This window comes from Staphylococcus sp. MSU001 (assembly GCF_052976705.1).
In genome coordinates, this window is sequence record NZ_JBRIKK010000023.1 from 22,367 (window position 1) to 36,618 (window position 14,252).

14 protein-coding genes are annotated in these 14,252 nt (G+C 32.0%); all 14 read right to left on the bottom strand.

Annotated features, from left to right (window positions below; all coding sequences use genetic code 11):
* Nucleotides 1–14: 14 nt before the first annotated feature.
* Nucleotides 15–896 carry an aspartate carbamoyltransferase catalytic subunit gene (locus tag ACVBFA_RS10350; protein ID WP_001830068.1) on the bottom strand — a complete coding sequence of 294 codons (882 nt, stop codon included), beginning with the start codon at nucleotides 894–896 and terminating at the stop codon, nucleotides 15–17.
* A 25-nt stretch (nucleotides 897–921) separates the two neighbouring features.
* Nucleotides 922–2,229 (bottom strand): uracil-xanthine permease family protein, encoded by a 1,308-nt coding sequence (locus ACVBFA_RS10355; RefSeq protein ID WP_046044092.1) that lies wholly within the window; start codon nucleotides 2,227–2,229, stop codon nucleotides 922–924.
* 232 nt (nucleotides 2,230–2,461) lie between these two features.
* The gene (gene pyrR, locus ACVBFA_RS10360; RefSeq protein ID WP_002446241.1) at nucleotides 2,462–2,989 is read right to left on the bottom strand and encodes a bifunctional pyr operon transcriptional regulator/uracil phosphoribosyltransferase PyrR; all 528 of its coding nucleotides are present in this window, start codon (nucleotides 2,987–2,989) and stop codon (nucleotides 2,462–2,464) included.
* Nucleotides 2,990–3,290: 301 nt separating this feature from the next.
* Nucleotides 3,291–4,208, bottom strand: a complete 918-nt coding sequence (locus ACVBFA_RS10365) for an RluA family pseudouridine synthase (protein WP_046044093.1) — start codon at nucleotides 4,206–4,208, stop codon at nucleotides 3,291–3,293.
* Between the two features lie 2 nt (nucleotides 4,209–4,210).
* Nucleotides 4,211–4,696: a signal peptidase II gene (gene lspA / locus ACVBFA_RS10370; RefSeq protein ID WP_002457401.1), complete on the bottom strand. Its 486-nt coding sequence runs from the start codon at nucleotides 4,694–4,696 to the stop codon at nucleotides 4,211–4,213.
* Nucleotides 4,697–4,784: 88 nt separating this feature from the next.
* Nucleotides 4,785–5,255 (bottom strand): CHAP domain-containing protein, encoded by a 471-nt coding sequence (locus ACVBFA_RS10375; protein WP_046044094.1) that lies wholly within the window; start codon nucleotides 5,253–5,255, stop codon nucleotides 4,785–4,787.
* A 4-nt stretch (nucleotides 5,256–5,259) separates the two neighbouring features.
* Entirely contained in the window at nucleotides 5,260–6,057 is a 798-nt protein-coding gene (locus ACVBFA_RS10380; RefSeq protein WP_002446237.1) for a VOC family protein, read from the bottom strand.
* A gap of 771 nt (nucleotides 6,058–6,828) precedes the next feature.
* On the bottom strand, nucleotides 6,829–9,579 hold the full coding sequence (ileS, locus tag ACVBFA_RS10385; protein ID WP_002457403.1) for an isoleucine--tRNA ligase: 2,751 nt from the start codon (nucleotides 9,577–9,579) through the stop codon (nucleotides 6,829–6,831).
* A gap of 313 nt (nucleotides 9,580–9,892) precedes the next feature.
* Complete coding sequence (locus ACVBFA_RS10390) at nucleotides 9,893–10,549, bottom strand: DivIVA domain-containing protein (RefSeq protein WP_002475942.1); 657 nt, start codon at nucleotides 10,547–10,549, stop codon at nucleotides 9,893–9,895.
* A gap of 22 nt (nucleotides 10,550–10,571) precedes the next feature.
* Nucleotides 10,572–11,348 (bottom strand): YlmH family RNA-binding protein, encoded by a 777-nt coding sequence (locus ACVBFA_RS10395; RefSeq protein ID WP_143561590.1) that lies wholly within the window; start codon nucleotides 11,346–11,348, stop codon nucleotides 10,572–10,574.
* Between the two features lie 141 nt (nucleotides 11,349–11,489).
* Nucleotides 11,490–11,780 carry a YggT family protein gene (locus tag ACVBFA_RS10400; RefSeq protein WP_001830086.1) on the bottom strand — a complete coding sequence of 97 codons (291 nt, stop codon included), beginning with the start codon at nucleotides 11,778–11,780 and terminating at the stop codon, nucleotides 11,490–11,492.
* An 11-nt stretch (nucleotides 11,781–11,791) separates the two neighbouring features.
* Nucleotides 11,792–12,385, bottom strand: coding sequence for a cell division protein SepF (locus tag ACVBFA_RS10405; RefSeq protein ID WP_002446233.1), 594 nt, complete (start codon nucleotides 12,383–12,385; stop codon nucleotides 11,792–11,794).
* Between the two features lie 13 nt (nucleotides 12,386–12,398).
* Nucleotides 12,399–13,067, bottom strand: a complete 669-nt coding sequence (locus ACVBFA_RS10410) for a YggS family pyridoxal phosphate-dependent enzyme (RefSeq protein ID WP_002486618.1) — start codon at nucleotides 13,065–13,067, stop codon at nucleotides 12,399–12,401.
* A gap of 25 nt (nucleotides 13,068–13,092) precedes the next feature.
* On the bottom strand, nucleotides 13,093–13,884 hold the full coding sequence (gene pgeF, locus ACVBFA_RS10415; protein WP_002486609.1) for a peptidoglycan editing factor PgeF: 792 nt from the start codon (nucleotides 13,882–13,884) through the stop codon (nucleotides 13,093–13,095).
* Between the last annotated feature and the right edge of the window lie 368 nt (nucleotides 13,885–14,252).

The window sequence follows — 14,252 nt, forward strand, 5'->3', positions numbered from 1 at the left end:
GAATTAACCCCTTTCTATTGTAAAAGCGCACTTATTACTGCCATTCTTAAATACATTCCATTTTCCATCTGCTTAAATATTCGAGACTTAGGTGCTTCAACTAGCTCGCTTTTAATTTCAACACCTCTATTTACAGGAGCTGGATGCATTACAATGGCTTCCTCTTTTAATTTATCATATCTAGCCTGTGTTAAACCAAATTGTTGATGATATTCCTCAGCAGCAAAGTTAGCTTCACCTGAAATTCCATGTCTTTCATGTTGAACTCTAAGCAACATAACAATATCTACTTTATCAATGACTTCATCAATTTCAACATAAGGCGCCTCTAATGTATTATCTACCCATTCTTTTGGACTTGAGAACATTACGTTGGCACCTAATGATGTTAAACTATGATAATTACTTCTTGCGACGCGAGAATTTTTAATGTCACCACATATTAGAATATTCAATCCTTCAAACGAACCATATTCTTCATATATTGTCATTATGTCTAATAAACTCTGAGTAGGGTGTTGTCCACTTCCATCACCTGCATTAGCAATTGGAATATTTAATTGATCCAGTTCTTCGTAATAAGAATTTTGGGAGTGACGTATGACAAGTAAATCAACACCTATGCTTTCAAGTGTTTTACATGTGTCATAAAGTGACTCACCCTTTTTTACAGATGATGTACTTGTTTCAAAATTAATAAGTTTTAATCCTAATTTTTGTTCTGCCATCTCAAAGCTACACTTTGTTCGCGTTGAATTTTCGAAGAATAAGTTTGATACGTATTGACCGTTAAATTGAGGTAATGGTCGCTCACCAGATTTGAATTGGCAAGCAATAGTAATTAAATCATAAATTTCTGAATTAGATAAATGCTCCATTGATAATAAGTGTTCCATAAAGCGCCTCCTATAGAAATAAAGCTTAATTTATTTGGTTTTTCTCTTTTGGCAAAATTAAATTTAATATTATTCCTGAAAGTGCTGATAATGCCATTCCTTCAATTTGTAAATTGATACCTATGCCTTTTAAATTGATAAGAAGATTACCAATCCCGACAACAAGCACAACTGATGCTATAACTAGGTTGCGATTGCTTGAGAAATCTACTTGACTTTCAACAAGCATTCTTAAACCACTAGCTGCTATAATACCGAATAATAAAATTGAGACACCACCCATCACTGGCGTAGGTATTGAAGATATTAAAGCAGTGAACTTACCAATAAATGCAAGAATGATAGCTATAACTGCCGCACCACCAATTACGTAAATACTGTATATTTTGGTAATCGCTAGTACACCTATATTTTCACCATAAGTTGTACTAGGAGGCCCCCCTATCATACTTGCAAACATAGTTGAAACACCATCACCAATGATTGATTTATCTAAACCTGGATTTTCAAAGAAATTTCGTCCTACTATTTTGTTAATTACCATTTGATGACCAATATGTTCACTTACCGTCACAAACACCACGGGTATCATCACGAGAATGAGTCCTAAATGAAAAGATGGTGTGTAATCTTTAAATGGTAGATAAATATGAGGAAAATCTATCCATTTCGCTTGTGCTATTGGAGCAAATTTAACTATGCCCATGAAAATAGATACAATATATCCCACTATAATACCTATAAGTACAGGTATAAGTGATAAAAACCCTTTGAAGAATCCTTGGACGATGATGGTTACTGCTAATGTAATCAAAGCAACAATTAAGTAACTTAAGTTATACCCTTTCATCTCAGCAGAATTTTCAAACATAGCCATGTTTACTGCTGTAGGAGCTAAACTTAACCCAATAACCATTATTACTGGTCCGACAACTACTGGTGGTAACAAGTGCATTAACCAATGTGTTCCACTCAATTTAATGAAAATACCTATAACCACGTACATTAATCCACTCATAAATAATGCAACCAGCATATCTCCAAGACTATGTGTACTTAACCCTGTGATGATAGGTGTAATAAAGGCAAAACTTGATCCTAGGTAGGCAGGAATTTTTGCTTTTGTGATTAATATGTATAAAAGTGTACCAATACCTGATGCCAACAAAGCTGCTGATATAGGCAGATGTGTTAAAAATGGTACAAGTACAGTTGATCCAAACATTGCAAATAAATGTTGAAGGCTTAGAAATGCCCATTGTGCTGGTTTTGGTTTATCTTTTACATCAAGAACTGGCTGAACGGTACGCTCAAACATTTGCTCATTTTCCATGTTGATTCATTTCCTTTCATAAAAAAAGTCTCTTCACAATCAGTAGAGTGTAAAGAGACTAAAATGAAATATATCTAAGTGTAATGTTAAGTTAAGCTTTTATCATCACATTTATCAATGAAGCTTCCATTGGATATTTATAGTTTACATAATCTTTTTATAGTCATATGTTCATCTATCCATATGAATTACTTCACCTTTTTCAGTCTCTCGTACTGTTTTAAAAGGATAATTATTCAATGACGACTGCATTTCTGTCGTCAATTTCTTCTAAATAAACTGAAACAGATTCATCTCGTGCAGTAGGTATATTTTTTCCTACAAAATCTGCGCGTATAGGGAGTTCACGATGACCACGATCCACAAGTGCTGCAAGCCCTATTTTAATAGGTCTTGTATGTAATAAAATCGCATCTAATGAGGCTCTTACTGTACGTCCGGTATACAAAACATCATCAATGATAACAACCACTTTGTTATTAATATCTACATTAATATCAAAAGCGCGTTGATCAGCTTGTTGCACTACCTTATCAACGTCATCTCGAAAATGTGTAATATCGATAGTACCTGTTGGTACTAATTGTTGTTCAATTGAATTTATTTTATCTTGTATACGATGTGCTAAAAAAGCACCCCTCGTTTTAATGCCTAATAGAACTAAATCTTTGGTTCCCTTGTTATATTCTAGAATTTCATGAGCAATTCGTGTAATTGTACGTTGTATCGCTGCATCATCTAAAATAATTCGTTCAGACATTGTTTCACCTCTTTTAATATAAAAAAACTCATATCTTTAATAAAGATATGAGACAAAAAGTTAAAGAGAATAAGCAATATTCCCTATCATATTCACATTCTTAAGTTATAAACACAGCAAAAGTATTAGTAACTTAATCATCAAAATATTATTATCCTAATTATTCATATCTTCGGAGCCTCTCTGGACCCTCAATTAAAGATGACGTTTTTATATTTAAACTGTTATAAGTTTAAATCTTTTAATAGTATAAGTCAATGGCAAAGTTAGTATTTATAATAAAAAACGATGGCACATTCGTTTAAGCATCTCTACGTCTTATATCATCTAGTAATTTTTCAAAATCGTTAGGTAATGTTGCATGCTTCTCAATGTATTTATGTGTTACAGGATGTTCGAAACCAATGATACCAGCATGTAATGCTTGTCCACCGATATCTAACGTTTTTTTAGGTCCATACTTCGGATCCCCTACAAGAGGATAACCAATATATTTCATATGTACACGAATTTGATGTGTACGCCCTGTTTCTAATTGACATTCTATCAATGTATAATCTTTAAAATGCTCTAATACATTAAAGTGTGTCACAGCTTCTTTACCGTCATCAACCACAGCCATAGCTTGTCTATCGTTTTTATTTCGACCAATTGGCGCGTCAATTGTGCCATAATCATGAGGTATATTACCATGAACTAACGCCGTGTATTTTCGTTTAACAGTTTTAGACATAAGTTGTTCAACTAAATGACGATGGGCAACATCATTTTTAGCAACCATTAATAAACCAGACGTATCTTTATCTATTCTATGAACTATGCCAGGACGTATTTCGCCATTAATTCCTGATAAATCTTTAATTTGATACATTAATCCATTTACTAATGTCCCGCTATAATGGCCTGGAGATGGATGTACAACCATACCTTTTGGCTTATATACAATAGCAACATCTTCGTCTTCATAATAAATATCTAAATTTAAGTTTTCAGGTTTGATATCTGCCTCTACGACTTCTTTCTCGGTTACAAAAATTTTGTCATTTAACTTGACCTTATAGTTCGATTTAATTACTTTACCATTTACCTTGACTAAACCTTCTTTAATCCAATCTTGAAGTTGACTACGTGACCAATCTTTATTTAAATCTGAAACAAGTTTATCTATACGTTGTCCAACTTGTGATTGTTCAATAATATTAAAATTATAATTTCCCATAACTAGACCTCCTTCTTATTTATGATTGCATCTTTAATCAGTGTGATGATTACGAATATAACTCCAATTGTTAAGCTTGAATCCGCAATATTAAAGATAGGAAAATCGTAACCGAATATATTCGTATCAATAAAATCCACAACTTCACCATGTAATACGCGGTCAATAAAATTTCCTAAGGCTCCAGCGAATAATAGGCTTATTGCAACCTGCATAAATAAATTAAATTGTGCTTCTTTAATATAAAAAATAACTAAAACGATTAAAATAATGATAGTAATAATATAGAAAAATAGCATTTTACCACTCAAAATCCCCCATGCTGCACCGTTGTTTCTATGGGATGTAATATTTAAAAAGTTAGGGATAATTTCATATGAATCTCCAACCTTCATTGAGATTGTAATAAGCCATTTAGAAACTTGATCGAAAACTAGTACAATGAATGTCATAAGTAAAGAGATGCTAATATAGTATTTCTTTTTCAAAGAAGTGCCTCCATTCTTTTTAATGTCATCTAAAGCAACACTTAACATTATATCCTAGAACGTAATTTTGAAAAAGCTATCTTGTCTATTATGTTTTTATCTTTTGAGGATGAATATAATAATAATTTTTAATGTCATAAGTATGAATTGTTCGTTTTGTGATTTCATAAGGTTTTGTATAGTTCATTTCTGAAACTTGTATAGAACCATCTTCATTTATTGTTTCTATATATGCAACATGACCGTATTTCCCTTTAGAAGATTGTAATATTGATCCTTTTTTAGGGTTACGGTCAACAATGTATCCATCATCAATTGCTTTTTTATCCCAATTCTTGGCGTCGCTCCAAGTATTGTTTATCTTATTTCCATCATTTTTAACACGTTCAAAGACATAATATGTACACTGACCCTTTTTATATGTATTGATTTTCATAGGATGATGTGACGTAAAACGACTTTGCACACGCTTCATATCTTGAATCATAAACTCGTCAATAACTGCTGCTATTGTCAAGATAACACTAACAACAACCATTACTATGATTGCTTTTTTCATATCATCACACTTCTTTTATTCTATTAAATCTAAAATAAATACCATCAGGTCCTTTAAGATTTTTATGTGTCGTTTTTGGATAGTGAAAATCTATCATAGCTAAACCATAGGTATGTTCATTATCTACTCGTTTTGTCGCAGATAACCACTGATTAACAGCCAAATGATTATAATAATCGTTTGAAGATAAAAATAGAGAATAATCGTCCATATATGCTGATTCTTCTAATCCAAAATAATGTAAATAATATGATTTAACATCAGAAATTCGAATGGACTTAATATGCAATGAACCTAATTTAGTTTCATCTGGTATGCCTTGCCATTGAGTATGAGAGACGTTTTGCAATAATCGAGGTACATTAATTGGCGCAATATCCATTCTAATTCTGCCTTCTTTCTCATCAATCCATGATTCTGTCTCACGATCGACATAAAACTTTATGGCATTGCCCTCTGGATCCTCAATAAATAAACATGTTGCAACACTTTGTTGTCCACCGTTCACTGGTACTTCAAAATCACTTAAATGTACGAGTAAATCAGCTAATGTAGTCAATGTAGGCAACAATATACCAATATGGAAAAGACCTGCTTCAGACATTAACGGTTCTCGTCCATTCTGTATTTCAATAAAAGTAATAAATTGATTTGAATCGCCAACTTCAAATTGTACAGCAGTTTTAGATTCATTGATAAGATTAAATCCTAAAACATTCTCATAAAATGTTTTAATAGTTTCTTTATCTTTAATATTGATAGTTACACCATTTACAAAATTTGCATTTTTGTTATGAAACATCTTATTTTCCTTTCAATGATTACTTTTCTTTTAAATAATTAAATGATTACTTTGTTGAAAGTGTATGTTTATCTTTTAAGCGCAGTAATAAAAAATATGTACGTGTTTCTTCTCTTAATCTTTCTCTTTGTTTATCATTCACATAATAAAGAGAATTGACAATCTAAATGCTATCTAAATTTAGCAACAATGTTTATTAAAAAAAACATATGCCTGTGTTTTATTAATAATTAAATATTTTTGTCCAAGACGTTTAATTATGAATTGTATCTATACAAAAATTTAATACATTTAGATAAAATTATTATATTGATGCTTTTATTATTAAAGCCTAATGAGTTCAATCAGTAATGTGAACAATTACTACACTATCCAACACTTTGTATTTTATATATTATGACTAAAAATTAAATTGAACTCAAATGATTGATTTATACCTTATTAATATTGTTATCATTTTATGCCTGAAGATTCAATACAATCACTGTGCTTATAATGAGAAAAATATTCTATGACATAAAAATGTAATGAATATGAATTTACGAAACTTGTTCAAGTTCATTAAAAATAAAACATTAAATAGAGAAGTCTGCTTTATCAACTTACCTTTAAAAAGCTAGTGAAATTTCTTTATTTGAAATCTTATAACTTCACAATAATAACTATAAAATAAGCCCAAAATGAATTTCATTTTGGGCTTTCTTATAGTATTTAAACAATCATTTAAAATTTATTTTCTTGAAATATACGCTCACTTGTAAAAACTTTTTATTATACCAAAGTTTTTACTACTTCTTGACATCGTGGGCATAAATGTTCAAGTTCACCTACTGAACCTAATTCTTCTGTATAGTTCCAGCATCTTTCACATTTTTCACCTTCAGCATGTTTAATATGGATATCTCCATATTGATATGATACACCATCATTCACTTTATCTTTAACTTCAACTTGTGAAACGATAAATAATTGTTGTAAGTCATTAAATTGTTGTAAAAATTCCGCTGTATTAAATGATTCATTGCTTCCAATAACCACTTTAGCTTCTAATGACTTACCAATTACTTTTTCATTACGTGCTTGTTCTAATGCACGATTAACATCATCACGTAAATTCATAAATGTATTCCATTTTTCTAACAATTCTTCGTCTACATCAACAACTTTAGGCATATCTGAAAGGTGTACACTTTCTTCTTTTACATGAGGTGTATGAGACCAAACTTCTTCAGCTGTGTGCACTAAAATGGGTGCTAGTAATTTAGTCATGTCAACAAGTATTTGATATAAAACGGTTTGCATGCTACGGCGTTTATGAGAATCTTTTTTCTCAATATAAAGTATATCTTTACCGTAATCTAAATAGAAGTTACTTAGTTCAACATTGATAAAGTTTTGAACTTCTTGATAAATATTCAAATAATCAAAATTCTCATAGTTATTAATCGTACTCGCTGTGAATTCACGTAAACGATTTAGCAAATAGCGATCTACTTCAAGTAGATTTGTTTCAGCAATACTATCCGTTTCAGGATTGAAATCGTTAATATTACCTAACATAAATCTTAAAGTGTTTCGAATTTTACGATATACATCAGACGTTTGTTTAAGAATTTCATCGGAAATACGCACATCAGAGAGGTAATCAGTACTGCTTACCCATAAACGTGCAATATCAGCGCCTTTTTGTTTAACAACTTGATCAGGAACTATAACGTTACCTAATGACTTACTCATCTTCTTACCTTCACCGTCCATGACGAAGCCATGTGATAACAAGAATTTATATGGTGCTTGACCACGTGTAGCTACAGCAGTTGTAATTGAAGAGTTAAACCAACCGCGGTACTGATCACTACCCTCAAAATAAAGGTCTGCTGGGAATGAAAGTTCAGGTCTCGTTTCTAATACACCACGGTGTGATGAACCAGAATCAAACCAAACATCCATAATATCAGTTTCTTTAGTAAATTCACCGTTAGGGCTTCCAGGATGACTAAATCCTTCAGGAAGTAATTCTTTAGCTTCTTTTTCAAACCAAATATTTGAACCGTGTTTTTCAAATAAATCTGCAACGTGATTTACTGTCTCTTTAGTCATAATGATATCGCCATTTTCAGCATAAAATACCGGTAAAGGAACACCCCATACACGTTGACGAGAAATTACCCATTCGCCACGATCACGAATCATATTGTAAATTCGTGTTTTACCCCAGTCTACTTTAAAGTTCGTGTCTTCAATTGCATCAAGAATATCCTGTCTTACTTTATTAATGGAAGCAAACCATTGTGGTGTAGCTCTAAAGATAACAGGTTTTTTCGTACGCCAATCATGAGGATAACTATGTGTAATAAAGTCAAGTTTAAGTAGTGCGTCTTTTTCTTTTAAAAGATCAGTTACGGCTTTGTTTGCTTTGTCGTAGAACATTCCTTCAAATGGTCCACCTTCTTCAGTGAATACACCTTTATCATTTAAAGGACTAATTACTGGTAAATCATATTTTTGACCTACAATATAGTCATCTTCCCCGTGACCGGGAGCTGTATGGACACATCCCGTACCAGCGTCTGTCGTAACATGTTCACCGTTAATTACTAACGATACACGATCTAGGAATGGGTGTTGTGCCTCTACAAATTCCAATTCTTTACCTGTGAATTCTTTCTCTAATTGTATAGAATCTTTATCCCAACCTAATGCTTCTGCGACTTCTTCTGATAATGCTTGGGCAACAATGTATTTATGTCCATCAACATTATACTGACCATATTTTAGCTCTGGATGAACTGTAATTGCGACATTTGATGGAATTGTCCATGGTGTAGTTGTCCAAATAATAAATTGTGCATCAGAATCAACTTTACCTTTACTGTCTTTTACGTCAAAAGCAACGTAAATTGATGCAGAACGTTTGTCATGATATTCTATCTCAGCTTCTGCAAGTGATGATTCACTTGAAGGTGACCAATACACAGGTTTTTTCCCTTTATAAATCAAACCTTTATCTGCCATTTCTCCAAATAATCTTATTTGTGCGGCTTCATATTCAGGTGTTAATGTAATGTAAGGATTATTAAAATCACCACGTACACCAAGACGCTTAAAATCTTTCTTTTGAATGTCGATTTGTTTTAATGCAAATTCTTTACATTTCTCTCTAAATTCTGCAACTGACATTTTTTTGCGATCAACGCCTTTTTTAGTTAAAGCCTGTTCAATTGGTAAACCATGAGTATCCCAACCCGGCACATACGGTGCATAAAAACCTTGCATTGTTTTATAACGAACAATAAAATCCTTTATGATTTTATTTAATGCATGTCCCATATGTAAATTACCATTAGCATATGGTGGTCCGTCATGCAAAATGAATGATGGATTATTTTTATTTTTTTCTAACGCTTTGCGATATTGCTCATCATTATCCCACATTTCTTGAATTTGAGGTTCTTTATTCGGTAAGCCACCTCTCATAGGAAAATCAGTTTTCGGCATTAATAGGGTATCTTTGTAATTCATTATATTCACTCCTTGTAATGATAAAAAAGAACTCTAAGTTCAATTAAAAGGGACGGTTAATCCGCGGTACCACCCTACTTAACTCAACTTAGAGTTCTCTTAAGAATATTTATAAAATTGAAAAGCCAGTGATATAAGAAACAAACAATATGCTAGGCTCACACCATTCCTAACTCGCTGTACTATGTTCACTGTTTCTTACGCGTCTGTCTTTATATCATATCAATAAATTGCTATTTAGAAAATGCATTTTTAATAAACAATGAAATTTCTTAGTTATTTTTACATCAAATGGTTAGCCTGTGATTCGTTTTTAATTATTTGATGTTGATTGTGATGATTCGCTATTTGTATTTGATTGACTCACAGATTCTGAACTTGATGTAGAAGGTTGATTAGCCGATAATTCTTGATTTTGCTTTTGTTTCATTGCACGTTCTTCAGGTGTCAAATCATTATCATTAAGATGATGAATATCTTCTAATGTCACTTGCTCGGCGTCTAAATCATAATTGAGTAAGTAATCCCAATCTTCACTTTTGAGTAAGTCAAGTTGTGCTTCAACAAGCATACGGAAACGAGAGCGGAAAACTTTAGATTGTCGTTTCATGTCTTCAGTTTGGAAAGCTAGACGACGTGCTTTTTCAATTGCATCATTCACAATACTGTCAGCTTGTACTTGTGCTTTTGATAAAACGGCTTCAGCTTCTTTAGTTGCTGCTTGTTTTGTCTCTTCTCCTACTTTTTGTGCTTGAATAAGTGCATCACTTACTGATTGGTGAACATCTTTATATGATTTAATATTGGAATCTCTATCTTCAATGACTTTTTCAAGTTGCTTTTTATCTTCTTTTAAACGTTCGATTTCATTACTTAGTTGCTCTAAGTAATTTGCAACTTCTGTAGGTTCTAAACCATTTTTTACTCGTGTAAATTCTTTATTCTTAATCTCACTTGGTGTAAAAGGCATGATAATCCTCCTTGATTAATAGCTATTTAAATAGTGTTTGATAATGAATGTGTAACTTGTTCTTTTTCGTTTTTCCACCTATTTCAACAATTTGAGCTCTACCATAACCTTGAATTGACAATAAATCATTCTGCTCTAATTGAAAATCTGTAGAATCTATTACAGTATGGTTAACTTTGACTCTTTTTTTTATAATTAATTGTTGTGCAATATTTCGAGATTTATGAATTATCTCTTTCAAAACTACATCTAATCTCAAAGCGCTCACAGTTGTACTATGAACTTTCCAATTCTCTTCTGATTGTATCATATCTTCCGTAGGAATAGAATTAAGTTTAACTGTGGCTCCCTTAATACGCGTTAGTTCAGATATAATATACGATTCTAATTGTTTTGTCAAAACAAACTGTATATCTTCTCCAACTATAATATCACCGAGTTGATCTCTTTGTATTCCCAGTGACATGAGTGTTCCAAGAACGTGTTGATGTTGTATTGTTACAAATTTCTTAGGATATTGAAGTTCAAATAAAGTCAGTTCAAAGTCCTCAGGCTGTGGCTTAAAATATAATGGTGCGATGATTGCACGTTTCCTTTCTGCATGTGGTCCACCAAAAAATGCGACATGTAAATCTTGATAACTACGCGTAATGACCTCAAGTATATATTGGCCTCGCGGGTCCAAGAAATGGGTTAGAACCGGAGCATAATTAGCATCGGCCTGCTTACATTTATCGATGAATTGATCGATAGCATCTTGTTCTTCCTTTCTAAAATGCTGATATATATCGATGGTTATCTACTCCTTTTATGTTGAAAAATTTTTAAAAACACTACGACTATAACACTGTCAACAATAAGTTATATGATAAAACGAGGTCAAAGTCTAGCTACTTTGCCTCGTTATGTTGAATAATATAAAGTTAGTGCGTGTCATATTTTAAGATAAATATGCAAGAATTAAATTAAATATTTTTACTAAACCACTTTGGAATAAAACTAGAACGAAGATTGCCGCGATAGAAGAAATGTCTATAAAGCCAATAGGAGGAATAATTTTACGGAAAGGTTCTAAGAAAGGTTCATATAACTTTCCTAAAAATTCTCCAAACTTAGACTCTCTTATACTCGGAACCCAAGAAGTAAAGAAATATATAATCATTCCAAAATAATATATTTGAACTAAAAATATAATAAATCGGAAAATTGTACTTAGCAAACCAATATCCATAGCTGAACTCCTTATTCGTAATGTTGCTCCATATTCTCGATGTGATCAGTTATACTGCCGGCTACTTCAACATTATCAGGTGTGCATAAGAAAATATCAGTACCCACGCGCTGAATATCTCCACCAATTGCGTATACCGTACCACTTAAAAAATCAATAATACGCTTTGCTGATACTTGATCAATGCGTTGTAAATTTACTAAAGTTGCACGTCTATTTTTTAATTCGTCGGCAATATCTTGAGTATCTGAAAAGACACGTGGTTCAAACAGACACATTTTTGAACTTTCCTGAGCAGTATATGATTGTGATGCTTGATTCATTGTTACAACGTTTCTAGAATTATTTTTTGAATTATTATTCATACGATAATTCCTTTCTTCAGAAGTTGTATTCGATCTCAAAGTGTTCTTTTGAGGCACAGATTTAATCGCTTGTTGCTTATTGTTAAAAGTTTGTGGTGTCGCTTGATTCTCATTACGATTGTAATCTTCGCGTTCTTGAACACGTTCACGTGATCTAGAAGATTCTCGCTCTTCAGGTCCTTCAACTTCCTCTTCTTCTTCAACTACAAAAAAATTATTAAATAAATCCTTTAAAGCCAAGGGGGGCTCACTCCTATTCTCCTACAAGTTTAGTCCCAATTCTGACAAAGGTTGCACCTTCTTCGACTGCCATTTGATAATCATTACTCATTCCCATAGATAATTCTGTACAAGGCGCATGTGCTAAATTGAATTGTTGTATTTCATTTCTTTTATGTCTTAACTCTTTAAATAAATTTTTTATGTACGATAGATCATCAGTCAATGGTGCCATCGTCATTAATCCAATAATTTGGATATTTTCGTATTCTTTGATTTGATTTATAAATTGATTTACTTCTTCAAGAGCTATGCCATGTTTAGATTCTTCTCCAGAAACATTTACTTGTAAGAAACATTTTATAACATGATTTGCTCTTTTGTTAATCTCCTTAGCTAGACTCAAACGATCTAAAGCATGAAAATAATCGACTTCATTTATAATATCTTTAACTTTCCTTGATTGTAAAGAACCAATGAAATGTAATTTAATATCGCTTGGTAGAGATTCTTTCTTCTCTTTGAATCCATCTAATCGATTTTCACCGAAATGTCTTATTCCTGCTTTATACGCTTCTCTAGCTCGCTCTATTGTAACATATTTTGTTACTGCAATCACGTGAGGTTGTGCTGAATGGGCACTTTTTTTAACGCTTGCATCAATTTCCGTTTCAATCTTAGCAAGATTCTCTTTAACATCCATAAATTATTCACCTACTTTATACACTTTACTTCCGTCCAATAAATGCTAACATACGTCCCGTCTGTCCTTTTTCAACACGATATGAAAAGAATAAATCTAAGTTTTCTGAAGTTGAATATTCGGTAATGTATATGTTTTTTGATGGAACTCCAGCTTCTTCTAGAAGAAGTGCGTTAGCCTTTTTCAAATCAATACCATGTTTATTTTTGCCTCTGCTCTCAATATATAAAGTTGAATCAATGGTTAATTCCTCAAATTTATTTTTTATATCATCATTGATTTCATAAGAATTTGAAGTTGCTGGACCGATTACAATCTTTAAGTCTTCATAATCAAAATCCACTTTTTTTAGCATTTCTTTTACTATTTGACCATATGTTCCTCGCCAACCTGCATGTGCTAATCCAATATAGCCATGTGATTCACTATAAAAATATACCGGTACACAATCCGCGTAACACATAGTAAGGAGAATGTGAGAATCGAAAGTATACATTCCATCTATGCCATGTAAATCATCAGTTAGTTTATCAATATTTGTTCCTTTATGTTCACTTGTAACTTCAATGATGCGATTATCATGTGTTTGTATAGGAAAAACCCATTCATCTCTTGGATAACCAATAAGATTCGCTAAGATATCTTGATGATGTGTAATATGATGTGCACTGTCGCTGATATATCTCGCCATATTAAAACTATGATTAGGATAAGGACTTAAACCATTTTCTCGAGTAGTGAAACCTAACTTAATATCAGTATGCTCATCAAATTGATAGTCTAAATAATGAGTTTTCTTAATAAATCTCTCTTTCAAAATATTTCACCACCCCTATATATATATATATATATATACATTCCACTGTACACTTAATTTCAAATCGAAATGTTCTACAAATAATCTAAGTATTAAGTAACCAATTATAAAACAATTATATATCATACTTAAATTTATTTAAACTTGTATCAATTACTAACTTGCAATGGTTACCTAAATGATGCACATAAGATAATAAATACATTAATTATTTATATTAATAGTTCTATCGATATATGAATGTTATTTTGAGAATTAGCAGCAAAAATTTATATAAAGTGTTGTCTTATCCTTCAAAACAGAAAAATTTAGTTAAACATTGATTTAACTAGGTTTTCAGGTTAGTTAGATACTCCAACACGAAAAAA